General features: G+C 69.1%; 26 protein-coding genes, 1 tRNA gene and 3 pseudogenes. 20 read left to right on the forward strand and 10 right to left on the reverse strand.

Annotated elements, in window-relative coordinates:
• Positions 1-93, reverse strand: a pseudogene (locus ABZS54_RS33655) (MFS transporter); the annotation flags it as partial.
• Positions 94-303: 210 nt separating this feature from the next.
• Between ABZS54_RS33655 and ABZS54_RS33660 the strand changes: the two are divergent.
• The 3 genes from ABZS54_RS33660 to ABZS54_RS33670 all read left to right on the forward strand — a co-directional run bounded on the left by ABZS54_RS33660 (position 304) and on the right by ABZS54_RS33670 (position 1,817).
• A complete protein-coding gene (locus ABZS54_RS33660) occupies positions 304-522 on the forward strand; it encodes a hypothetical protein (protein ID WP_355544856.1) in 219 nt (72 codons plus the stop codon).
• 96 nt (positions 523-618) lie between these two features.
• Entirely contained in the window at positions 619-918 is a 300-nt protein-coding gene (locus tag ABZS54_RS33665; RefSeq protein WP_355544859.1) for a hypothetical protein, read from the forward strand.
• A 119-nt stretch (positions 919-1,037) separates the two neighbouring features.
• On the forward strand, positions 1,038-1,817 hold the full coding sequence (locus ABZS54_RS33670; protein ID WP_355544862.1) for an endonuclease/exonuclease/phosphatase family protein: 780 nt from the start codon (positions 1,038-1,040) through the stop codon (positions 1,815-1,817).
• Positions 1,818-1,854: 37 nt separating this feature from the next.
• Here ABZS54_RS33670 and ABZS54_RS33675 read toward each other — a convergent pair whose 3' ends face one another.
• Complete coding sequence (locus tag ABZS54_RS33675; RefSeq protein ID WP_355544865.1) at positions 1,855-3,141, reverse strand: carotenoid oxygenase family protein; 1,287 nt, start codon at positions 3,139-3,141, stop codon at positions 1,855-1,857.
• A 58-nt stretch (positions 3,142-3,199) separates the two neighbouring features.
• Complete coding sequence (locus ABZS54_RS33680) at positions 3,200-3,742, reverse strand: hypothetical protein (RefSeq protein ID WP_355544868.1); 543 nt, start codon at positions 3,740-3,742, stop codon at positions 3,200-3,202.
• A 92-nt stretch (positions 3,743-3,834) separates the two neighbouring features.
• On the opposite strand from ABZS54_RS33680, the gene ABZS54_RS33685 reads away from it, so the two are divergent.
• On the forward strand, positions 3,835-4,359 hold the full coding sequence (locus ABZS54_RS33685; RefSeq protein ID WP_355544871.1) for a PadR family transcriptional regulator: 525 nt from the start codon (positions 3,835-3,837) through the stop codon (positions 4,357-4,359).
• 36 nt (positions 4,360-4,395) lie between these two features.
• Here the strand turns inward: ABZS54_RS33685 and ABZS54_RS33690 are convergent, their stop codons facing one another.
• Positions 4,396-4,746, reverse strand: a complete 351-nt coding sequence (locus tag ABZS54_RS33690; RefSeq protein ID WP_355544873.1) for a hypothetical protein — start codon at positions 4,744-4,746, stop codon at positions 4,396-4,398.
• Positions 4,747-4,916: 170 nt separating this feature from the next.
• On the opposite strand from ABZS54_RS33690, the gene ABZS54_RS33695 reads away from it, so the two are divergent.
• The gene (locus ABZS54_RS33695) at positions 4,917-5,843 is read left to right on the forward strand and encodes an alpha/beta hydrolase (RefSeq protein ID WP_355544876.1); all 927 of its coding nucleotides are present in this window, start codon (positions 4,917-4,919) and stop codon (positions 5,841-5,843) included.
• A 52-nt stretch (positions 5,844-5,895) separates the two neighbouring features.
• Positions 5,896-6,186: an MTH1187 family thiamine-binding protein gene (locus ABZS54_RS33700; RefSeq protein ID WP_355544879.1), complete on the forward strand. Its 291-nt coding sequence runs from the start codon at positions 5,896-5,898 to the stop codon at positions 6,184-6,186.
• Positions 6,187-6,354: 168 nt separating this feature from the next.
• On the opposite strand, the gene cspE is transcribed toward ABZS54_RS33700, so the two are convergent.
• Complete coding sequence (gene cspE / locus ABZS54_RS33705; protein WP_355544882.1) at positions 6,355-6,564, reverse strand: transcription antiterminator/RNA stability regulator CspE; 210 nt, start codon at positions 6,562-6,564, stop codon at positions 6,355-6,357.
• A 162-nt stretch (positions 6,565-6,726) separates the two neighbouring features.
• Between cspE and ABZS54_RS33710 the strand changes: the two genes are divergently transcribed.
• The 5 genes and pseudogenes from ABZS54_RS33710 to ABZS54_RS33730 form a co-directional block, all read left to right on the forward strand.
• Positions 6,727-7,242: a SigE family RNA polymerase sigma factor gene (locus tag ABZS54_RS33710; RefSeq protein ID WP_355544885.1), complete on the forward strand. Its 516-nt coding sequence runs from the start codon at positions 6,727-6,729 to the stop codon at positions 7,240-7,242.
• Positions 7,243-7,561: 319 nt separating this feature from the next.
• Complete coding sequence (locus ABZS54_RS33715; RefSeq protein ID WP_355544888.1) at positions 7,562-8,809, forward strand: hypothetical protein; 1,248 nt, start codon at positions 7,562-7,564, stop codon at positions 8,807-8,809.
• Between the two features lie 617 nt (positions 8,810-9,426).
• Positions 9,427-10,182 carry a hypothetical protein gene (locus tag ABZS54_RS33720; protein ID WP_355544891.1) on the forward strand — a complete coding sequence of 252 codons (756 nt, stop codon included), beginning with the start codon at positions 9,427-9,429 and terminating at the stop codon, positions 10,180-10,182.
• A gap of 151 nt (positions 10,183-10,333) precedes the next feature.
• On the forward strand, positions 10,334-10,813 hold the full coding sequence (locus tag ABZS54_RS33725) for an Rrf2 family transcriptional regulator (RefSeq protein ID WP_355544894.1): 480 nt from the start codon (positions 10,334-10,336) through the stop codon (positions 10,811-10,813).
• Between the two features lie 133 nt (positions 10,814-10,946).
• Positions 10,947-11,042, forward strand: a pseudogene (locus tag ABZS54_RS33730) (VOC family protein); the annotation flags it as partial.
• A gap of 169 nt (positions 11,043-11,211) precedes the next feature.
• On the opposite strand, the gene ABZS54_RS33735 reads toward ABZS54_RS33730, so the two are convergent.
• Positions 11,212-12,243, reverse strand: coding sequence for a LysR substrate-binding domain-containing protein (locus ABZS54_RS33735; protein ID WP_355544897.1), 1,032 nt, complete (start codon positions 12,241-12,243; stop codon positions 11,212-11,214).
• 652 nt (positions 12,244-12,895) lie between these two features.
• On the opposite strand from ABZS54_RS33735, the gene ABZS54_RS33740 reads away from it, so the two are divergent.
• The gene (locus ABZS54_RS33740) at positions 12,896-13,933 is read left to right on the forward strand and encodes a nitrilase family protein (RefSeq protein ID WP_355544899.1); all 1,038 of its coding nucleotides are present in this window, start codon (positions 12,896-12,898) and stop codon (positions 13,931-13,933) included.
• Here ABZS54_RS33740 and ABZS54_RS33745 read toward each other — a convergent pair.
• Positions 13,891-14,200: pseudogene (locus tag ABZS54_RS33745) on the reverse strand (leucine zipper domain-containing protein); the annotation flags it as partial. The gene ABZS54_RS33740 and the pseudogene ABZS54_RS33745 sit on opposite strands and share 43 nt — an antisense overlap.
• Positions 14,201-14,855: 655 nt before the next feature.
• Positions 14,856-15,149, reverse strand: coding sequence for a hypothetical protein (locus ABZS54_RS33750; RefSeq protein ID WP_355544901.1), 294 nt, complete (start codon positions 15,147-15,149; stop codon positions 14,856-14,858).
• Between the two features lie 532 nt (positions 15,150-15,681).
• Between ABZS54_RS33750 and ABZS54_RS33755 the strand changes: the two genes are divergently transcribed.
• Positions 15,682-16,599: an aminoglycoside phosphotransferase family protein gene (locus ABZS54_RS33755; RefSeq protein ID WP_355544904.1), complete on the forward strand. Its 918-nt coding sequence runs from the start codon at positions 15,682-15,684 to the stop codon at positions 16,597-16,599.
• Between the two features lie 7 nt (positions 16,600-16,606).
• Here ABZS54_RS33755 and ABZS54_RS33760 read toward each other — a convergent pair whose 3' ends face one another.
• Positions 16,607-17,986 (reverse strand): hypothetical protein, encoded by a 1,380-nt coding sequence (locus tag ABZS54_RS33760; protein WP_355544907.1) that lies wholly within the window; start codon positions 17,984-17,986, stop codon positions 16,607-16,609.
• A 216-nt stretch (positions 17,987-18,202) separates the two neighbouring features.
• Between ABZS54_RS33760 and ABZS54_RS33765 the strand changes: the two genes are divergently transcribed.
• The 5 genes from ABZS54_RS33765 (at position 18,203) to ABZS54_RS33785 (ending at position 20,830) form a co-directional block, all read left to right on the forward strand.
• Positions 18,203-18,694 (forward strand): hypothetical protein, encoded by a 492-nt coding sequence (locus ABZS54_RS33765; RefSeq protein ID WP_355544910.1) that lies wholly within the window; start codon positions 18,203-18,205, stop codon positions 18,692-18,694.
• Complete coding sequence (locus ABZS54_RS33770) at positions 18,687-18,929, forward strand: hypothetical protein (RefSeq protein ID WP_355544913.1); 243 nt, start codon at positions 18,687-18,689, stop codon at positions 18,927-18,929. Before ABZS54_RS33765 ends, ABZS54_RS33770 begins: the two co-directional genes overlap by 8 nt.
• Positions 18,930-18,943: 14 nt before the next feature.
• The gene (locus ABZS54_RS33775; protein WP_355544916.1) at positions 18,944-19,249 is read left to right on the forward strand and encodes a hypothetical protein; all 306 of its coding nucleotides are present in this window, start codon (positions 18,944-18,946) and stop codon (positions 19,247-19,249) included.
• 211 nt (positions 19,250-19,460) lie between these two features.
• The gene (locus ABZS54_RS33780) at positions 19,461-19,676 is read left to right on the forward strand and encodes a helix-turn-helix domain-containing protein (protein WP_355544919.1); all 216 of its coding nucleotides are present in this window, start codon (positions 19,461-19,463) and stop codon (positions 19,674-19,676) included.
• Between the two features lie 95 nt (positions 19,677-19,771).
• Positions 19,772-20,830, forward strand: coding sequence for a site-specific integrase (locus ABZS54_RS33785; protein ID WP_355544922.1), 1,059 nt, complete (start codon positions 19,772-19,774; stop codon positions 20,828-20,830).
• A 62-nt stretch (positions 20,831-20,892) separates the two neighbouring features.
• Here ABZS54_RS33785 and ABZS54_RS33790 read toward each other — a convergent pair.
• Positions 20,893-20,966, reverse strand: a tRNA-Gly gene (locus tag ABZS54_RS33790).
• A gap of 148 nt (positions 20,967-21,114) precedes the next feature.
• Between ABZS54_RS33790 and dcd the strand changes: the two genes are divergently transcribed.
• Both dcd and ABZS54_RS33800 read left to right on the forward strand, forming a co-directional pair.
• Positions 21,115-21,696 carry a dCTP deaminase gene (dcd, locus tag ABZS54_RS33795; RefSeq protein WP_355544925.1) on the forward strand — a complete coding sequence of 194 codons (582 nt, stop codon included), beginning with the start codon at positions 21,115-21,117 and terminating at the stop codon, positions 21,694-21,696.
• 96 nt (positions 21,697-21,792) lie between these two features.
• Complete coding sequence (locus tag ABZS54_RS33800) at positions 21,793-22,290, forward strand: phosphoribosyltransferase (RefSeq protein ID WP_355544928.1); 498 nt, start codon at positions 21,793-21,795, stop codon at positions 22,288-22,290.
• Positions 22,291-22,372 lie beyond the last annotated feature (82 nt).

Consider the following 22,372-nt stretch of genomic DNA (forward strand, 5'->3'; position numbering starts at 1 on the left):
GCCGGTGCCGATCGCGGTGATCAGCAGGCCGCCGACCGCGGGGCCGACGATCCGGGCGAGCTGGAAGTTGGCCGAATTCAGGCTGACCGCGTTGGGACCGCGGGCCGCTCGACCGCCACCGGGCCGGCCAGGTTCGTCCGCCGAGGTCCTGCGGCCGGCGCCGCGGACGATGCCAACGGATCCGCCGATTCCGGTACACAGGGTGGGAGTTCGGGCATACCCAAGGTGCAGCCGCCGTTCGCGGGCGGTGCCGATGGGAGTGTCGGACCCACTCGGGGCCCGTTCGGTGGGACCGATCTGGTCATGCTGGTTCCCGCCGGATTCGCCGCCTATTACGGTGCGGGGCTCCTGGTGAGCTGCTCATCGCAGGCGAGCTTCATGGCGGCCTTCTGCCTGTGGCTCATGATGGGCTTCTGGGTCGTGATCGTCAGCGCGAAATGGCCGCTGCTGCGGCTCATGCGCTGGGCCTGGGTGCTCGCCGGTCTGATGGCCGGCGCATCCATCCCCATCGGTGGCGGATGACGGTGCGTGCGCCGTGAGTAGCTTACGAACCGTCATATCACGGGTACGCCAAGGCAAACAGGGACCGGCGGACGACCGCAGGACCGGAGGGGAATCATGCACATGTCGCTGAGCGCCGTGGCCGCTGCCGCGCCCGACTCCATCGTCGAGCTCCAATCGGCGGTGACCACCGAGACGAGCAGCGTCGGTCGTGGGGTGACCGTCGGTGTCCCGATCCTGATCATCTTCATTCTCTTCTACCTGGTCACACACAAGAACTACAAGATCGGTGGCCTGGTACTGGCCTTCGTGGCCGGGGTGATGTTGTCCGGTACCCAGGTGGCGTCCTCGCTCTCCGAGCTGGTCGACCACTTCGTCACGGCCGGCGTCAACGCGGTCAGCGACGTGTTCAGCTGAGTCGGGGCCGAACGGACCGGGCCGCACGACGGTCGGGCCCGGCGGTCGTACTTCGAACATGTATGGGTGGCGGGTGACATCCGGCGTGCGATGGTCGTCGCGGTGGTAGTCCCCAGCACATGAGCGATCCGCTGCACGTGATGACGTTCAATCTGCGCGGCCCGGAGAATCCGGCGCCGAACTCGTGGCAGGAGCGGTTTCCGCTCGTGGTGGAGTTGATCCGCCGCGAGCGTCCGCACGTGCTCGGCACCCAGGAGGGGCGCTGGCATCAGCTCCGGCCGCTGGCCCGCGAACTGCGGACCGGGTACGACTGGATCGGTCTGGGGCGCAAGGGGGGCAGCGGGTCCGAGTTCGCCGCGGTCTTCTACGACGTCCAGCGCCTGGAGCCGCTGGCCTTCGACCACGTGTGGTTGTCGGCGTTCCCGCGCCTGATCGGATCACGCACGTGGGGCAATTGGCAGCATCCCCGGATGATGACCTGGGTTCGCTTCCGGGATCTGTGCTCCGGCGCCGAGTTCGCCTTCGTGAACACGCACTGGGATCACGTCTCGGCCAACGCCCGGCGCAAGAGCGCGCACGCGCTGCGGGCTCTGTTGGCGCGCCGGTTCGCCGGTGAACCGGCGATCGTGGTGGGCGACTTCAACGTCGGCACCGACAGCGAGCCGTATGCGACCGTGACTGCGGGCGGGCTGCTGCGGGACGCGGCTCCGGCCGACACGATCCGGACCTACAACAACTGGGAACCGCCGGTCGACGGCGAGCGGATCGACTGGATCCTGGCCACCGCCGATTTCGACGTGGTCGACGCGCGCACGCTGACCTGGACCAGGGACGGCCGCTGCCCGTCCGATCATTGGCCGGTCCAGGCGTGGCTGAGCCACCGAACGGCGCCGTCCTGAGCCGGAGTCGGGCAGGCCGGGCGCAGTCGGGCCCGAGTCACGACTGATCCGCAAGCCAGTTGCCGTGGAACCCGAACGGGACCCGGCAGGGCAGATGCACGGTGGCCACCGGATCGGCGGCGAGGTCGTCCGCGTCCAGCACGACCAGGTCGCTGGTGTCGGTCGTCGCGTCGTAGACGTAGGTGAGTAGCCAGCCGGGCCCGCCCGGTCGCTCGTCGGCGGGCACGAACGTCGCCTCTCCGGGCGTGCGACCGGCGCCGAAGTCGTGGGCGAGCGCCGTCCCGTCGGTGAGGTCGTAGCGCAGCACCGCATGCTCGGTCACGGTGAAGCCGTGGCGCGCGGACAACCCGGCGAATCGGTCGTCCACGCGCGGGAACTCCGAGGGCCGGTCGTCGAGTTGCTCCTCGCGCACGGTCCCGGTGGCCAGATCGATCGTCCACCGCCACAACGTCGCGGCGCCGTCCGGCTCGTCCTTGCGGTACAGGTGCGACCGGCGCATGACGTACAGCACGACTCGGTCGGTGCCCTCGTCGTGCGCGTTCAGCGTGTGGAAGACGTAGCACGGGTCGATGCCGAACCAGCGCACGGTGCCGTGCGGGTCGTCGCGCCGGAGCACGCCCACCCGCGCGAGGTAGCCCTCGTCCCAGGCATACGGCATGGTTCCGGCCCGGGCGCGGTCCAGGTCGAACACCACCGGCAGGTCCATGAACACCACGTGTGCGGCGGTGAGGTTGAAGTCGTGCATCATCGTGTGGCCGGGGACGTCCAGGTCGCGGCTGACCACGAGTTCACCGGCCGCGTCGGCGCGGTGGTAGGTCACATACGGCGGGACCAGGGATCCGTATCCGAAGAAGTGCAGCTCGCCGGTGGTCGGGCAGGTCTTGGGGTGCGCGGTCATCGCGGTGCGCAGCCGGCCGGCGAAGTCGTACGGGCCGATCGTGTCCAACGACTCTGTGAGTTCGTACGGGTACGAGCTCTCGACGAGCGCGAACGTGCGGCCGGCGTGCCGGACCACGTGTGTGTTGGCGACGCCGTTGGCCAGTAGGCGGGTGCCGTCGGCGCGGCGGAGCGGGGCACGGCTGTGAAAGTTGTTCGTGCGCACGTAGCGATTGCGGTACCACGCGGCCCGGCCGGCCGTCAGGCGCACGCCGTGCACCATGCCGTCGCCGAGGAACCAGTGGCCGCTGGGGGTCCGCGGGTTGGGGCCGTTGCGCAGGTAGGAACCGGTGAGTGCGGCGGGGAGTTCACCGGTGACCCGCAGCGCGGTCTCGGTGCGCTCCTCGGTGACCGGGGCATGGTTGCCGGTGAGGTGGAACGGCGTCATGATGCGGGCTCCTGGCGGTTGTGCGAAGGCGACAACGTGCTTGGTTCCGTGTCGCGGGTCAGCCGGCGTGCCGAGCCTGGACGATCGCCGGGTAGCGGGCGGTGAACAGCGCCGGGACCACGAATCCGGCGGCCTGCACGGCGATCGCCAGGGACGAGGCGACGTCGTTGGCCTTGACCAGGTAGAGCGCGAGCGCGGTGACCGTGAAGCTCGCCGCCCAGACGGCGGTGATCACCATGTTGACCCGCAGGAAGCCGGGCAGGTTCCAGATCTCACGCGGGGTGGAGCGGCGGGCGATTACCAGGGTGAACGGGTTGCGTACGGCCAGCGAGCCCCACGCGGTGATCGCGAGCCACCCGAACGAGGCGGCGCCGACGTAGCGGTGGAAGGCGGCGTCGGGGGCGGCGAACGCGATCGGGGTCAGCACCAGGAAGAAGGCCGCGCTGCTGTAGGCGAGCAGGTCGACGCCGCGGCCGGCCCGGTGGTCCTGGGCGGCCATCGCGACGGTGACGACCAGGGCGGCGAGGGCGCCCCACTGCCAGTTCGTCGAGGGGATGGCGGCGAAGACGATCCACGGTGCGAAGTTGCGTACGTAGTTCATGGGGTTCCCCTGGCTCGACCCTGCGGTGCTGACAGGTCAATAATGGACGTTCCTATTTCGACATGTCAATTCTGAGTGGTAAAGTCTCGGTCATGAGCCTCCGTCACGCCCTCCTGGGACTCCTCGCCAACCGGCCGGCCAGTGGCTACGACCTGTTGAAGGCATTCGAAACGTCGCTGGCCAACGTGTGGCCGGCCACCCAGAGCCAGGTCTACGGCGAACTGGGCAAACTCTCCGCCGAGGGCCTGCTCGACGTGACCGCCGAGGGCCCGCGCGGCCGCAAGGAATACTCGATCACCGCGAGCGGGCGGACCGAGCTGCGGCACTGGCTGGTCGAGGTCGAGCCCGAGCGGGTCCGGCGCAGCGGCATGCTCCTGCGGGTCTTCTTCCTGGACACGCTGGATCCGGTCGAGGCCCGGGACTACCTCGCCGCACAGGCCGCGGCCGCGGCCGCGACCCATGCGGGGCTGCGGGCGGTGCAGGCGAATGTGGAGTGGGACGACGGCCCGCTGTCGGTGTACGGGCGGATCGCGCTGGAGTACGGGCTGCGGTTGTCGCAGGTGCAGCGCGAGTGGGCGGAATGGGCGGCCGAGCAGGTGCCACCGCCGGCGCGGTGACCTGGGCGCGGCCGGCCGGAACCGGCCGCGCGCGGGTCAGTGGAACTCGTGCACGACCTCGATCGGACCGACGATGTGCCGGTTGAACTCGACCAACTCCGCTGCTGGTACCCACAGTTCGAGGATGGTCCGCCCGCCCGCCTGTCGCACCGGATAGCGGATCACGAACTCGGTCTCGATCCGAAAACGGGTCACGTAGCCGACACCGGAGGCCGGCACGTTCCAATCGCGCGCGATCTTGATCGCGTAGTCCTCGTTCAGCACCGGATAGAAGATCGGCTGGTCGGGCAGTCTGGCCGGCCATGCGGTCCAGCCGGACTCGCGCACGAGCTCCAACTCGGCCGGTCCGGTCGGCCGCCAGAGCGTCGTGGTGGGGATGGCGTTCATGGCCACATGGTGCGGCCGCGGGTGGTCCGGGTGAAAGCGGATTTCCCAGGTCGGGGGCGGTCGCCCGGGGGCTGGGCCGGTACCGCCGACGGAGTGACTTCCGCCTCGCTTCCGCCGGATCTGACGGACCGTCATAGAAGTTGCCGGCATCCGCTGCTAGTTTCCGCGGCATGGAACACCGCATAGACCCCGAATTGCTCGCGGTCCTCCCGTACCTGCCGACCGTGGACATCGCCGACCCGGCGGCCTTCCGCGCGGCGCAGCGGGCCCGCACCCAGCCGGTGCGGCGGCCGGACGACCTGCTGGTCGAGGACCGGATCGTGGCCGGGGGCGTACCGGTGCGGATCTACGCGCCCAAGGACGCGGCGGCGCCGGCCGGACCGGACGGCGCGCTCGGGGTGCTGGTGTGGTTCCACGGCGGCGGCTTCGTGTTCGGCGACATCGACAGCTCGGACGGCAGCTGCGTGGCCACCGCGCTGGAGGTCGGCTGTGTCGTGGTCAGTGTGGAGTATCGGCTTGCGCCCGAGCACCCGTTCCCGGCCGGCTTCGAGGACGCCTGGGCGGCACTGTGCTGGGTGGCCGAGTACGCGTCCTCGTTCGGCGCCGACCCGACACGGATCGCGGTGGGCGGGGTCAGCGCGGGCGGCGGTCTGGCTGCGGCGCTGGCACTGCGGGCGCGGGACGAGGGTGGGCCGGCACTGGTGCACCAGGTGCTCGACACGGCCGTGCTGGACGACCGCCTGGACACCCCGTCGATGCGCGAATTCGAGACGGCACCGCTGTGGGACCGGCGGCAGGCGAGCCTGAGTTGGCAGTACTACCTGGCCGGCGCCGAGCCCACCGCGTATGCGGCGCCGGCTCGCGCCGAGGACCTGACGAACCTGCCTCCGGCGTACATCACCGCCAACGAGCTGGACCCGCTGCGCGACGAGGCGATCGAGTACGCATGCCGGCTGATCCGCGCCGGCGTCCGGGTCGAGCTCCACCACCGCCCGGGTACCTTCCACGGCTCCAACGCCATCCCGGCCGCCGATGTCTCGCGCCGCGCGACGGCCGACATCCGCCGCGCCCTGCGGGCGGCGTTCGAGGTCGCGTAGCCGGCTCGTCCTAGGCTGGGGCGTCGGTGTTCGGTCTGCGGAAGGTGTTGTCGTGATCGTCGCGTTTTCGGTGTCCCCGCTCGGTGTCGGTGAAGACGTCGGCGAGGCGGTCGCGGAAGCCGTCCGGGTGGTGCGGGCCAGCGGGCTGCCGAACCGCACCGACGCGATGTTCACCTCGATCGAGGGTGAGTGGGACGAGGTGATGGCCGTGGTGAAGGAGGCCGTCGAGGCGGTCAAGGCGCACTCGAATCGGGTCAGCATGGTGCTCAAGGCGGACATCCGCGACGGGGTTGTGGACGGGCTGACGGCGAAGGTGGAAACGATCGAGCGGTATCTGGCGTAGCTCGCGCCGGGGCGGACGCCGAAGCCCGGGGTCGCCGCCGGGGCCGGGCCGGAGGCTGGGGCCCGGAGCCCCGGTCCGCCGGCAGCGATCTCGCTCGGCGGCGCCGTCGTGGCCACGAGTCGGCGGACCGAGCCCGTGGCCGCGATCGGGTGCCCGCGGTCCTTCGGGTCAGATGGCGAGCACGTTGGCGGCGCTCGGGCCCTTCTGGCCGTCCTGGATCTCGAATTCGACCGACTGGCCCTCGGCGAGCGTCTTGAAGCCGTTGCCCTGGATCGCACTGAAGTGCACAAAGACGTCCTTACTGCCGTCCTCCGGGCTGATGAAGCCAAATCCCTTGGCCTCGTTGAACCACTTCACGCTCCCCTTGATCTTGGCCATCTGGTCGCCTCTCCCGAACTCCGAAGTACCGCGTGGGTACGCGCGCATCGAGCCTGCCCAACCCGGTGGGTACCGGAAACCAGGAACGCGGTCGAGCGGGCGTAACGGATCAGCGGGTCCACCTCATTGCCCCTGGTGACGTCGATGAACGGGGGCCTTCGCATGCCAGGTGCGAGTGACGCGGACTTCCAGGAGTTCGCCGCGACGCACAGCCGCAGGCTGTTCCGTACCGCGTGCCTTCTCACCTCGGGGGATTGGCACGCCGCCGAGGATCTCCTCCAGGAGACCCTCGGCAAGCTCTATCCGAGGTGGCGCAAGATCAGCCGGATGGAGTGGCCGTTCGCGTACGCGCACACCACCCTGCTGCGCACCTACTTCGCCCAACAGCGCCGCAAGGCTTCCACCGAGCGCATGACCGACTCCGTGCCCGAGCACGCGGACCGCGCGACGGGGGATCCCGAGCTGCGGCTCACCCTCCTCGACGGCCTGGCCGCACTCGCGCCACGGGATCGGGCCGTGCTGGTCCTGCGCTATTGGGAGGACCGCTCGGTGGGGCAGACCGCCGAGATGTTGGACCTGTCCGAGGGGGCGGTACGGGTGCGTTCGCACCGCGCACTGGATCGGCTTCGCGGGCTGCTCGGCGATCAACTGGCCGGGCTGACCCTCGATCGCCCGTGAGGCCGACGGGCCCGAGCGGTGCGCCGACCCGGCCGCGCGGGCGCCCGTCGGTACGTCCGCGGGTCGGCCGGCTCGTGCGCGTGCCGACCCGAAAGTCCCACCGCGTGGAGCATGCGCCCGCCCACCTGCGGCGTTTTGGTACTTCCGCACGTCTACCCACGTTTACGCGCCCATACGGAGCCCCCGGGCTCCTTCCGAAAGGACCGGTGATCGCATCGTGGCCGCTGACCGCTTTGGTTCAGCCTCCCAGGATCCGGATAGTCAACTCCCGTACCACGAACCCGACTTCGAGCAGGTCCTCCCAGGTGCCTTGAGGGCCGTGGTCGATGACTTCCCGACGTACGACCCGGAGGTGATTTCGCGGGGTGTGGCGCGCGGCAGGCAACTCCGCCGGGTTCGGCGCATCCGGCTCGGCGCCGCCGCGTGCGCGCTGGCGGTTGCCGCAGTGAGCGGTGGGATCGCCCTCGACAGGGGTCTGGAGGCGGATGCCGCGCCTGCCTCCCGCCGCACGGTGCCGGACGCGGAACTGCCCACGGGGTGGCCCGTGACCGGGAACCAGATGATCTCCGTGCTCAAGAGCCTGGTGCCGGCCAAAGGGAAGGTGAGCGACGTCTCGGGTGCGGGTTCGCAACTCAATCCCGGGGAGCCGCGGATGATCGCCAAGAACCCGGTCGCGAACCTCGTGTACTCCGACGCGGGCGGCAGATCCGGTGTCGAGGTCAAGCTCTCCCGGCCGGCCCCCGGCACTGCGGACTCCCGGCTCACCGACTGTGGGGCGGTGGACGGGCGTCGACCCTACGACGAGTGCAAGACCACCAGGAGGGCGGACGGCTCCAAGCTGACCGTCACCAAGATCCACCTCGATGCGTGGGGGGAGGCCCGACAGAGATTCTGGCGGGTGTTCCTGGATCGCCCGGACGGCGGCCGGATCGCGGTCGGCGTCTACAGCGGTGGGGTTCGGGACCAGCACATCGGGTCGGCCAAGGGTGAGATCGGGATCCACGAGGATCCGCGGCTGACGATCGAGGACCTCACCCGAATCGCGACGGATGCCCGCTGGGAGCGGGCCGTGACCGCGCTTCCCACTCCGGACGAGCGCATGCTCGCGGTCCTGGAGAGTCTGCTGCCGGCCGGCACGAACATCACCTCGAAGGGGGAACCGGAGGACGGTGCGACGGTCGTGATCAACGACGCACAGGGGCGGTCGGACGTCACGGCGAGTGTGCGTATCACCGACGAGCCGCTGGAGGCATGCGCCGGCCGGGCGGACTGTCGCACCCAGACGCTGCCCGACGGCACCACGACCTTCGCCGTGCGGGAACCGGTGGGCAACGCTCCGCCGGAGTTCCTCCAGTGGCGCGCGAGCGTGCGCTATCCGGACGGGCGCACGGTCTGGGTCAGCGCGGGGAACCATGCCGGGCCCGGCATGGTCATGAGCGCGGACCAGGACTCCGAGGGAACCCTGGTCGAGGTTCCCGTCGGGAAGCCCGAGCCGTCCCGGGTCGAACCGGCGCTGAGCCTCGACCAACTCCGGGCGATCGCTGCGGACCCGCGCTGGCGGCAGTAGGGCACGGTGGGCTTCCGGCGGTTGCAGTGCACTGGAGCGCCGAAGCGCGGTTGACGTGCACTGGTGGTTCTCTGATGTCCTCTGACGTTCACTGACGGCTACCGGCGGTTTCCGGCGGCTCCGACGTTCAAAGCCCTCCGAACTCCCCTGAACTCCTCTGACGTCCCCGGTGGTTCTCCCGAACCACCGGGGACGTTGGCATGTCCGCGTCCAGAGCCTTGCTCGACAGACCCGACGTGGCGGCGAACCATCGGCTTCAGGGCGCCGAGATTCCCGCTGCGCGGGTTTACCGATGCGCATGAAATCCGCTGTACGGAGCGGTGCTCCAAGGGGTCGGCCGTTTGTCGAGGTCAGGCCGTGGGTGCGGTTTTCCGTTGTGCGGGAGAGGCGCTCTCCAGAACCCACTAGGCCGGCCGCCTCTCCGAGGCGGCGGCCGGCCCTGGGTGGGGGCAGCAGTGCGGGAGCGGCGCGGCAGCGTCACTCGCGAGGGTGATTGACGGTGGGCATCGTTGCACTGTGTGCTGTTCGGTGTCCGAAACGTAAGTCGGCCCCCGCCAGTGCTACGAACACCGGTACGAGGGCCTGACCACCGAACGAGGAAGAACGAATACCTCGCCATGGCTGCATCCCAGGGTATCGATGCCCACACCACTGTCCAGGACCCTGTCGTCACCGTGTTGGCCCAATACGGCGCCCTTTCGGGACGCGCGTTGGAAGCGGCCCTCCGCTACCACGTCATGCCTGCGGGCACTCCGCTCACCGTCGACACCATCCGCGAACTCCTCGACGTGGGCGCCCACATCGCCCGCCGCGTGCTTCGTGAACTCACCGAGGCCGGCATCGTGGTGGCCAAGCGTTTACGAGACTCCGCGACCGGGCGGCTGCTCGGTCGTCTCAGCGAGTGGTCCGGGCCGCGCGCGGCCGGGGATGCGCCCGCGCCGGCTGCCGCGCCCGTCGAGGATCCCGCCGTACGCGCTCTCGCGCTGCTGCGCTCCCTTGCCGACGCGGATGAGCGACTGGCGTTCAAGGAACGGGAGTTGCGTACCCTCGTACCCTTCCTTGTGGCCCGGCTCGCCGACGGCGACACCGAGGCCGAGGTCTTTCGCGAACTCACCGAGGACCTGCCATCGCCGGGGCGCGCGATCAAGACCGGCCTGCTGCACTACCGCCTGACCAAGGCCCCGAAACACCCCGTGATCCCGACCCAGTCGCGCCGCCCGCGCCTGGTGGAATGCTCCGACTGCGGCCGTCCCGGCCCCGCTCTCACCCCCGGCGACCTGTGCCGACACTGCCGCACCGGCACCGACCCCACGCCCCTCGACGGCGCCGCCCGAGCAAGACGCCTCGAACAACTCGCCGACCAAGCCCTTTAGGCCCCTGCGCAGGACCCGCCGCCACCGTCGCTCGCGGTGGCCCGGGCCGGGCAAGACGGCTCCGACGACTCGTCGATCCACCGTCTCGGACCATCACCCCGATGGGTGATCGAGGTTGTCCCGAGTATTCTGGATGGGTAGCGTCCAGCATATGCACATGAGCGAAGGCGTGGAGTGGGCGTTGCACAGCTGCCTGAACCTGGCGTGGGCCGAATCGGGCACGGCCGTCACGGCCACGAAACTGGCCGCGTTCTACGGCCTGCCCGCCGCGTACCTGAACAAGCAACTCCAGGCGCTCGCCCGGGCCGGCATCGTCACCTCGACCTCCGGCCCACGCGGCGGCTTCCGCCTCGCCCGTGCCCTCAAGGACATCACCCTGATGGACGTGGTCGTCGCGATCGAGGGCCCCGACCCCGCCTTCCGCTGCCAACAGATCCTGCACAACGGCCCCGACGCCGACCCCACGGCCGATTACCGCACCTCCTGCGCCATCGCCCAGGCCATGTCCCGAGCCGACCTCGCATGGCGCCACGAACTGGCCGCTCAGACGCTCGCCGACCTGAGAGCCACCGTCGAGTCGCGCTCCCCGGACACCCCGGAACTGACCCGCGCCCGCCTGGCCAAGAAGTAACCGCCCGCAGGGCCCCGCCCGTCACCTGCCGGCCTGCGTGCCCTTGCCGCACGCAGCCACCGCCGAGTTCGCCCGGCGTCGGTGCCGGGCGCCGGCCCATCGGGATGGCTCGGACGCGGGCAAGCCGAGGCGAATGGGCGCCGCCCAGTCGGATCACCAGCCCAACGAGGACAGGTGGCGGGTACTCGTCGACCCGGCGGGACACCCCTTCTGCCTGGTCAACCGCTGATTACTCGCGCCCGCCCGGCCGGCCGGCCGGTCCATTCCTGGTTCCGGAGAGGGCCCGCCTCGGATATGCGTGGGGCCCGGGTAGCGCCGAGCGCCGCGGTCGTCGGGTGAAGACCGAATGGTGATGATCTTCGGGTATCCGCCGGCTGATTTGTCGCATTGCATGCCCGCTACCAGCGCTGATCCTCCGTGGCGATCCGCTGCGTACGGCTCGAACCCGGTGACCGGTCGGGGCGTTGGGCAGATGGTGGGTTCGATGTGGCGGTGGCGGTGGCGGTGGCGCGGTCGCGGGTGCGCTGATCGACGAGGGCTCGGACGACGGTGAGGAAGTTGTCTCGTGCCCGGGTGGCTCGTGCCGGGGTCCGGTTCCAGATGGCGCCGATACGCCAGGCGACCGCGTCGAACGTGTCGGACGCGTCGTCGGCGGCGATCGGGGTGACGGTCGCGGTGGGCGCCGCGATGTCGGCGGCGCCGGCCGGGACCAAGGCCGCGCCGACGCCGGCCGCGACGAGAGCAAGCACCGTCTGGAGGTCGGACGCCTCCTGAACGAGTTCGGGCCGAGCCCCGAACGCCTCCTCGAACGACTCGATCTGCCGTACCAGCCCGGGACCCTTGGCCCGAGTGAGTCGCACCACCGGACGCCCCCGCAACCACGCGGCGACGCCGACCGGATCCGTCGGCGGTGGATCCTGATCCCCGGGCGCCGCCACAGCCAGGGTGTCGGTCAGGACCACGAGCCGCCCCAGGTCGTCCGGCGCCGGCAGGCGTACGAAGCCCACATCGAGGTCGCCGGCCCGTACCGCCTCGACCTGCGCGTCGGACGACATGTCCTCCAACGTGATCCGGACTCCCGGAAAGCGCCGCCGGAACGCCGCCACGGCCTGCGGTGCCAGATCGATCCCGGACAGCCCGAACCCGACCGCGAGGCTCCCCGCCTCTCCACGCTTGAACTGCGCGGCCCGCCGGGTCAACAGGTCGGCCCGCCGCACCAGATCCCGCGCCTCCGGCAACAGGGCTGCTCCCAGCCGGGTCGGCTCGGCCCCCTGTCGCCCCCGCACGAACAACGCGCCGCCGACTTCGGCCTCCAGAGCCTGGATCCGCTTGGTCAGCGCCGGCTGAGTGATCGACAGCCGCCCCGCCGCCACCCCGAACCCACCGCAGTCCGCCACCATCACAAGCGCCCGCAGCAACCGCACATCCATGCCCGAAGGGTAGGCCGCGACCCATTCCACCGAGTTGTCGAAGCCCCCCAAACATTCATTGGACCGGAACTGCGCTCGTCGACTCTCATGGAGGCGGACAGGGGATTGACAGGTACGGCGCCGGCCGGCCGGCACGAGGGCGGGACCACGCGTCCGGGCCGGGCGTTCGGGCCCAAGACGGACGTACGAACACCGGGGCGGGGCCGTAGGTGCCGTTCGGACCGACGAGCACCGAACGGGTTCCGTAAGGCGTGGATCCGGCCAAGGAACCGAGGCCGGACTCGCAGGCACCGAAACCGAACACGCCGATGCGTTCGCACCGGGACCCTCAGGCAGCGGAGGTGAACACGCCGATACGCAGACCGAGCCGACAAGTGCCGGTCCTGACCTCGCAGGCACCGGCCCGGGCCTACGAGCACTGATCCGCCGCCGCCGGTACGGGGCCGAACCTGCCCGTGTGCGCCCGTCAGACCTGGGCCACCTACCGGTTCCGACGCCGACGGGTGCCCGTGAACAGTCACACCTGACGCGACCAAGATCGAGCGCCGGGCCCAAGCCCAGCTCCGGACCCGGACCCGGACCCGGACCCGGACCCGGACCCGGACCCGGACCCGGATCCGGATCCGTCCAGACCCACGAGCGGGAGCCATCCATGGACCAATTGCTGCGTTGTGCGTCGGTACAGTTCGAGCCCCGCCCCGATGACAAGTCCTACAACCTCGCCCGTGTCGAATATTTCGTCCGGCAGGCCGTCGCCGACGAGGTTCGCCTGGTCGTACTCCCCGAGATGTGCCTCCTGGGCTACTGGCATCTGCGCCGCCACACCCCCGACCGGCTTCGCGAACTCGCCGAGCCGCTCTCCGGCCCGTCCGTCGGCCACGTCCGCCGCCTCGCCGTCGAGCTGGGTGTAGCCGCTGGCCTCGGCTTCCTCGAAATCAACGAGGCAGACGGCCGCCTCTACAACTCGTACGCCGTCTGCCTGCCGGACGGCCGAGTCCACTGCCACCGCAAACTGCACGCCTTCGAGCACGAGGCGATCTCCAGCGGCGACCGCTACACCGTCTTCGACACCCCATGGGGCCCGCGCGTGGGCATCCTCATCTGCTGGGACAACAACCTCGTCGAGAACGTGCGCGCCACCGCCCTCCTCGGCGCCTCGATCCTGGTCGCCCCGCACCAAACCGGCGGCACCGCCTCCCGCAGTCCGCACTCCATGCACCCGATCCCGATGACCCTCTGGGAGGCCCGCCACCGCGACCCCGCTGCCATCGAAGCGGCCTTCCGCGGCGAAAGCGGCCGAGCCTGGCTGATGCGCTGGCTTCCCGCCCGGGCCCACGACAACGGCCTGGCTCTGATCTTCAGCAACGGCGTGGGCCGCGACGACGACGAAGTCCGTACCGGCAACGCGATGATCCTCGACCCCTACGGCCGAATCCTCACCGAAACCTGGGCTCCCGAAGACACCATGGTCACTGCCGACATCGACCTGTCGCTGATCCCGATGTCCACCGGCCGCCGCTGGCTCAAGGGCCGCCGCCCCGACCTGTACTCCATCCTGACCCACCACTTCGGCGACGAACGCGACCCCCGAACCGCCCGCTTTTCCCCAACCCCGCCGAACCTCGTCCCCACGCCCGCCGAAATCGTGACGTCGACGTGGACCAGGTCACCCGGCGCCGCGTGCTCGTAGCGGCGGACCACCCGCGCGGTCGCGCGGGCGGGACGGGCCCAGCGGGCGAGACGGCAGCGGGTCGGGACGCGGTGCGCGATGGGCCGGGCCGGCCCGAGGGGGCTGGGTGATGCGGGCGGGTCCCCAGCGGCGGAGCACGCGGACCTTCAGGATCCGGCGCTCGGTGCGGGTGGGCGTCCGGCGCGGGCTGCGGTGCGGCCTGGAGGATCGGTCGACCATCGCGGCCTCGCCGGATTTGCGGTGGCGGCCGGCCCATCGTGCGGCGGTGGGGCGCAGGTTCCATCAAGAATTGTGCAGACAGCTGACGCGTCTACACCGCGACGCTCAACGGCCCACTGGCGTACGAAACTTGACGCGGCACCGGCTCGCCCCGCCGGTCGGGGTGGCGCAACATACCAGGGGGACTCCGCCGCTCATTTCCCCAGGCGGATCCACCCGCAAACCAGCTGCAACCTGGGCTACTTGGACATCAAGTAATCCGGACAAGTCCACGAGAACGCCGCAACCCTGGCGACGGAGCCCACCGGTGGTCCCCAGGATCAAGTCCTGACCAACCGCCTTCATGCCAAAGATCAGTTACGGGACAACTCTCAGGCACCCGTCAGCTTCAGGGGCGCCGAGTCTCGCTTGTCCGGCACGCGAGGTGTAGCGAGCCCGGGAACGACGAAGGCCCACGCTACGGACCATCTCCGCGACCTGGGCCTTCACTTTCTGAAGCGGGCAACGAGAATCGAACTCGCGTTCCAAGCTTGGGAAGCGCCGTTCCCCCGGCATGCGGAGACGCCCCGTGGCCAGCCTCATCTTTCGGCCGGTACTCACGACTCAAAGGCCCGTGAGTACCCCCTGGTGACCGCAGGTGCTCACCCGTTCTGGCACGCATCTGGCACGGCGAATCTCCCGGCCGAAGCGGGGACCTCGTGCTTTACGTCGAGACGAGACCGATGTACTCCTCGCCCTTGTGGTTGCCGATGACGAACGCGAATTCGTGGCCTGTGCTGCATACAAGGTCGATGCGCACATAGCCGCCTCGTGTGCCAAGCGGGCTGTCGTAGTCATCACGATCCGGGTGAACAACAATCGATTCGTGATCTGGCCCGATGCCGGCTCGATCGATGGAGCTTGCGCCGCACGACGGACACCTGAGTTGCCACTGGGTGACGCCGGACAACTGTCGACTATCAACGGGGACCACGATCTCTGAGTGGGGCTTCGGCATGGACTTCCTTCCGTAGGCGGGCTGTCAACATCCCAGCGGATGTTTCGGCCCCATGTGGCGATCTGCAAAAAGTCGCCGTGATGCGGATGCGATGACGCCCGGCACTTGAGTTGGTGCCTTCCCTGCGTCGCGAGACGCGAGGCGAGCTGCGGGCGAGTGTTTGCCTTCGTGGTGATCGGTGGGGCAGGGGCATGATCAGGGGGCCATACGCTGCTCCGGCGAAGGGGGGCCGCAGCCTCCCCACCCGGTTTCTGGCTCCCCTGGCCCCCTGGTCTTGCCCCTGGCAGGGGTCCACGACGATCGCCACGAAGGCAAAGACTCGATCGTTGCGGACCCGACCCAGTCCCCTGTCTGCTCTGGGTGGGGCGCGGCGGGACCGGCGGCCACGCCGCACGCCCGGCGTGCCCCACCCAGAGCAGGCAACGGCGTGCGTCCCGCGCGCCGCCTTGATCTAGTAGAGCTAAATTCGGCAGTGGTCGATTGGGTGGCGATGGCTGGTCGGCTTGGGGGCTGTTGCGGGTAGCTTCGCGGTATGGCGGATGGCGGGGTGTCTGGGGCCGGTGGGGCGATTACTGCGGAGCATGCGCGGGCGGTGTTGGGCTCGGCGTGTGCTGTGGCTGGGCTGAGCGCTGAGGGGGCGTCTCTGCTGCGGCTTGGGGAGAACGCTGTCTTTCGGTTAAGCGATCCTCTTGTGGTGCGGGTGGCTCGGTCGGCGGACCGGGTTGATGCGCATGAGCGGACTGTGGCTGCGGCTCGGTGGCTTGCCGAGGTGGGGTTCCCGGCGGTGCGCGTCACGTCGCGGATTCGGCAACCGCTCGTGGTCGATGGGCGGGTGGTGACGTTCTGGGAGCTTGTGGCCGAGGAGGAGCGCTTCGCGGGCGTGGTCGCGCTGGCTGAACTGCTGCGGCGGTTGCATTGGCTGGAGGAACCGGCGTCGTTGGGGCTTCCGTATCTGGAGCCGTTGGCGGCGACTTGGGGGCGGATCGACGCCGCGGTGGGGTTGGGCGATGACGACCGTGGGTTTCTTCGGCAGCGGGCCGAGGAACTGCGGAAGCGGTACGACGCTCTGGAGTTCGTGCTTCCTTTCGGGCTTGTGCACGGAGACGCGAACGTCGGGAACGCGCTCGTTGACGAAGCGGGGCGGGCGGTCCTCATCGACCTGGATGGGTTCGCGCTTGGGCCGCGTGAGTGGGACCTGGTGCTGACCGCGATGTACTACGAGCGGTACGGATGGCACACCCGGTCCGAGTACGAGGCGTTCGTGAACGCCTACGGGTTCGACGTTATGAACTGGTACGGCTACCCGGTCCTGGCGGACATGCGTGAGCTGATGATGACCGTGTGGCTGACGCAGAACATGGCCGGTGACGCCGAGGTCTCGGCGGAGGTCGAGCGGCGGATCTCGGACCTGCGGTCCGGTGGAGACCGGCACGGCTGGAAGCCGTTCTGAGGGTGGTTCAGCCTGCGGCTTGCTGCCACATGCGGTAGCCGGCGGCCTCTTCCAGGAATTCGGCAACTGCGGTTGAGTCGCTGCGCGTGTCCAGCTTCTTGCGGAAAGCAGCCAGGTAGGAGACGCAGCGGGCGGACTTGAGTTGGCGGCCGATCGTTAGGGCGTCCAACGCCGTTCGGCACGCGCGTTCGAGTTCGCCGGCCGCCAGGTGGGCTTCGGCTAGGACCATGGTCGCGAAGAAGTCGCTGCGGATGTAGCGGCCGTCGGTGCCGCCGAGACACAGTTCCGCGTACGTGGTGGCCTGTTGGGCCTGGCGCATGTCGCGGAAGCAGTGGCCGAGTTCGGCGGATAGCTCCGTCTGGTCGAAGTAGCCGATCCACTCCGGGTCTTCGCCGGGATTGTTGCGCTCGAAGATCGTGGTGGCTCGGGTCAGGGCGGCGTTGCAGGCTGCGTGGTCGCCGAGGCGGGAGAGGGCTCGGGCCTTCATCGCGAGGAACTGGGCGGTCAGGGTCGGGGTTGCGTGCCCTGTGGTGCCGAGCTGCGCGGCGCGAGCAAGGTTGGCGGCTTCGGTGAAGCGGCCGAGGTAGGTGGCCTGGTGGCTCATCGCGGACAGGATGCTTCCGGCGAGGCAGCGGTCCTCGGCGGTCTGGGCCAGGCGCAGGGCTTGGATGAAGTAGCGCTGGGCCAAGCCGTGGTGGCCGCTGTCGTAGCTCATCCACGCGGCGAGCAGGGTGGCTTCGGCGACCGTGGCGAACAGGGCACGGCCTACGGGCTCCGTGCTACGGGCGGTCAGTAATTCGGCAACGTCGCCGTCCAGGTACTGGATCAAGGCTCGGCGGCCGTGTCCGCCTCCGAAGCGGTTGTCCAGGTCGGCGTACACGTCGACGGTCGCGCGGACGGTTTCGACGTCTGATGCGCCTACTTGCGTGCGTGTTCGGGAATTCGGCAACTGCTCTTGCCCGCCGGAGACCAGCCACGCGAGTGGTGCCGCGTTCCAGGCGGCCGGGTCGGGGGACAGCGCCTGCACGTCGCTACCGGGCGCGAGATCGGCGCGCCACAATGCCGCGAGGGACTCGATTCCGTCGGTGGGGGTGGTGGGGTAGGCCGTTCCGGGAGTCTCCTGCGTGGCCGGGACATCGACCAACCCGAGACGGTGGGCCGGTTCGCCGTAGACCTCCACCAGTAACTCGACATAGTCGGTCGGGTGCGTCTGGCCGTTCTCCCACCGGGCGATGCTCCGCAAGAGCGATGCGTCGGTGGGCAGCGAGCGGCCCTCCTGCGCGGCGGCCTGGCGGAGGGCGTAGACGAGACGTGGCTTCTTCCAGCCGAGGCGATTACGAGCCGCGCGCAGAAGATCGGCTCGGTACGGCGTGGTGGTTGGCACCACGAATCGCCTCCCCTGAAGCGGAGCCAGATTCAGCCATCATGCTCGCGCGCACGAAGCGTCGTCAAAGTGTCGCAGTGAGTTGATCTTGCTTGGCGTGCGCTGAGGTGACAGGGCGTGTCACCCCTTGTCATCCCTTGCCGTCTGCCTCGGACCGGTGCCGCCGGCGCACCTTGGTGGTGCCCGGTCGGAGCGACCGGCGGGCTTCGGGAGATGAACATGACGCTTCGTCAGGCGAGTGAATCCGCCGGCGCTTGGCTGCTCGCAGCCATGGGCAACTCGGACGGGACCGAACACCCTCGGGGGCCTCGGTTGTGGGCGACCGGCCACGTCTTTGACGCGGTCGTCGTGGCGGACCGGTTGGGGATCGAAGCGGTCGACTGGTACCGGCGTCTCGGCTCGGAAGCTCCGCCGTCCGCCATCGACCACAGGGCACGGAAAGTCGCCTTCCTCATCGCGCCGGTCGGCGAGCCCTTCTTCGTGGGCGCATTGACGGTTCTGCGCGGGGACGTGTCCTACCGATACCTCTCGACCGGCGGATACCTCCTCGTCCCCGGACCGGGTGTCGAAACCGGAGACCGCTACCAGTGGCTCGGCAAGCCCACCGAAGAATCCACCCTCGACCGTGACGCGGTCGCCCTGCTCGCCGGCCACCTCCTGATCGCGTCACGCAACCTGTCCGCCGCAGCCGAGGGAACGGACGATGAGTGACCCGGACGCGGCCTCCTGGTCGCCCATCGACACCACGGCCTGGTACGAAGCACGGTCCGCCGTCGTTGCTCTGCGAGACGTCCTGATCGCCGCCAACCTCGCCGAGCACTTCCCCTACCTCCGTGCCGACGTCAACGCCTTCGGCCACGGCTTCGTCGAACTCGGCCGCACCACACCGGAAGCCGCCACCCGGCTCGCCGAACTTCTCGCCGCAGCAGAGAAGAAGGCCGCCTGACAGGAGGTATCGCCATGCGCCCCGCAGCCGACAACGCTCGAACCTGCGCACCACTTGCCGAGGTCCTGCACGCCGGCATCCCCTACGTCCGTGGCTGGCGCACGGCGAACAACGCCACGACCGAACTCGCCAAACACCTCACAACAGCCGGCCTGGACGACGGTTTCGGAGCGCTCAAGGCGGAAGTGAACGTCCATGGTGACGGCCTGGTCAACCTCGGCCCCGTCCCCGCCGACGCAGTCCACCGCCTGGCCACGCTCCTCGCCAACGGCCTCTGTGCCGAGCTGGATCACATCGCCGCGCGCGACGAAGCGGCCTGACCCCCACACCCCGGTCGGGTGCGCAAGACGGCTCCCCGCGCACCCGACCGGACCAATGCACCACCCGACCAATATTCGGCAACGGCCGCCACAGGCCGACTCGCACCGACCAAACGCCCAACGGTGTCGAGACAACACAGCCGAGGTCCCCATCACACGGGCCCCAACAGGACGCGACCTGACAGTCCAGACCTGCGAGGGGACTTGCTCCGTGCGCGAGAAGACCACTCCGGGACGGCTCCTGACCGTCCCCCAAACCGCCGACCGGCTCAACGTCGGCGAGCGCTTCGTCCGTCGCCTCATTGCAGAGCGACGCATCACCTTCGTTCGGATCGGCCGCCACGTCCGCATACCGATGGACACGCTCGAAGCCTTCATCTCAGCCGGACGCGTCGAATCCGACACGACTCACAGAAGGGCCGCTTGATGCCCAACAACAAAGGAAGGCGTCGTCGCTTCGGCGCGGTTCGGCAACTGCCGTCCAAGAAGTGGCAGGCGCGGTACCCAGACCCGACCGGCAAGTTGATCAACGCCGACCGGACCTTCGTCACCAAGACTGCCGCCGAAGAATGGCTGACCGACACCGAGTCGGAGATGCGGCGCGGCGACTGGATCGACCCACGCGGCGACATGGTCTTCGGTACGTTCGCCACGGCCTGGATCAAGGAGCGGCCAAACCTCCGGCCGCGCACTCGTGAGCTGTACAGCATCCTGTTCCGACTCCACCTGAAGCCCACGTTCGGCAACGCGGCAATCCCGGCGATCAAGGAAGCCGACGTGCGCCGCTGGCGTGCCACGCGCCTGGAAGGCGGCCTTGGCCTGTCGACCACCGCCAAGGCGTACCGACTCATGCGCGCAATCATGAATACCGCCGTGGACGACGGCCTGATCCGCCGGAACCCCTGCCGTATCAAGGGTGGAGGTGACGAGAAGGCCCCGGAGCGGCCGATCCTCACCCTCGAACAGGTCTTCACCCTCGCGGACGGTGTCGGCCCGCGCTACCGAGCCCTCGTCCTCCTCGCCGCCTTCGGCTCCCTGCGCTGGGGCGAACTCGCCGCCCTCCGGCGCGATCACGTGGACCTCGACGCCGGCACCATCCGTGTCGATGTCTCCGCCATCGAAATGAGCAACGGAAAGCGTGTCACCGGCCCGCCGAAGTCGGCCGCCGGCAAGCGAACCGTCACCATCCCCGCGCCGATCCTCCTCGACCTGCGTCGGCACATGGAGTGGTTCGCCGAGAAGGAGTCGGACGGCTTGCTCTTCGTTGGCCCGAAGGGTGCGGCCCTACGCCGCTGCAACTTCACCCGGGTGTGGCGACGCGGGAGCCGTCACCTCGGCCTGACCGATCTCCATTTCCACGATCTACGCCATACCGGGAACGTCCTCGCCGCCGAGACTGGCGCCACTCTCCGCGAGCTGATGGACCGCATGGGCCAGTCAACGTCCCGCGCGGCCCTGATCTACCAGCACGCCCGCGCCGGTCGCGACCAAGCCATCGCGGACTCGATCGCGAAGCGGATCAAGAAGTCTCGGCCCCAAGATCATCGCCAATCTGGCACGGATCTGGCACGCGAGGCGTAGCGAGCCCGGGAACGACGAAGGCCCAGGCTACGGATCATGTCCGTGACCTGGGCCTTCGCATATGGAGCGGGCGACGAGAATCGAACTCGCGTTCTAAGCTTGGGAAGCTCATGTTCTACCATTAAACTACGCCCGCATCAGGCGCCCCAAGGGGAACCCTGCACGGTCACTCTACCGGATGGTCGCGCGTGGTTGCAGCAACGATTCGCGGTGGGGGTGGGTGGGGCGGCAGGGTGGTCCGGCGCGTTTGGGTGGATCCGGGGGCCTGCGATTACCCTTTCCACGTGCTTCTATCGGACAAGGACATTCGCGCGGAGATCGACTGCGGTCGGGTTCGGATCGATCCCTACGAGCCGGCCATGGTTCAGCCGTCGAGTGTGGACGTTCGACTTGACCGGTTCTTTCGGGTCTTCGAGAACCACAAGTACCCGCACATCGACCCCGCCGTCGAGCAGCCGGATCTCACCCGCATGATCGAGCCGCCCGAGGGCGAGCCGTTCATCCTGCATCCCGGTGAGTTCGCGCTCGGCTCGACCTACGAGGTGGTGTCGTTGCCGGGTGACGTGGCCTCCCGGTTGGAGGGGAAGAGTTCGCTCGGGCGGCTCGGGCTGCTGACGCACTCCACCGCCGGGTTCATCGACCCGGGCTTTTCGGGGCATGTGACGCTGGAGTTGTCCAACGTCGCGACGTTGCCGATCAAGCTGTGGCCGGGGATGAAGATCGGCCAGTTGTGCATGTTCCGGCTGTCGTCGCCGGCCGAGTTCCCGTACGGGTCCTCGGTGTACGGGTCGCGGTACCAGGGACAGCGCGGGCCCACCGCCTCCCGCTCGTTCAAGGACTTCCACCGGACGAACGTCCGCGACTAGTCGCGGTGAGGCGGCGACCCCGCCGACGCCGTGCGCCGCGACCGTGACGACCACCCGCGACCGACCCTCCCGAAGCGAAGATAGGCATACCCGGACATGAGTGACGTGCGCGAAAACCTCACTTGGCCGCTCTTCGGCCAGGCCACGCGTGAGCTGGCGACGCAGGTCGCGGAGGACGGGTACGAGCCCGACATCATCCTGTCCATCGCCCGCGGCGGCGTGTTCGCGGCCGGTGCGCTCGCGTACGCGCTGGACGTGAAGAACCTGCACCTGGTCAACGTCGAGTTCTACACCGGGATCGGGACCACGTTGGACATGCCGGTCATGCTCGCGCCGGTGCCGGACGTGGTGGACTTCTCGAACAAGAAGGTGCTGATCGCGGACGATGTCGCGGACACCGGCAAGACGCTCCTGCTGGTCCGGGACTTCTGCGAGGGCAACGTCGCCGAGGTGCGCTGCGCCGTCGTCTACGAGAAGCCGCAGTCGCTGGTCAAGTGCGAGTACGTGTGGAAGCACACCGACGACTGGATCAACTTCCCGTGGTCCGTGCAGCCGCCGGTGGTCACCCGCCAGGGCCAGATCCTCGATTCCTAATCTTGTTGTCAAGCGGCGAGAGTGACCGGCGGTGTGGGCTGGTAGCACCGTCCGTCACGCAGCAGGGCCCACAGGACGTTGA

Source organism: Embleya sp. NPDC005575 (assembly GCF_040605455.1).
In the GTDB taxonomy this organism is placed as follows: Bacteria; Actinomycetota; Actinomycetes; order Streptomycetales; family Streptomycetaceae; genus Embleya.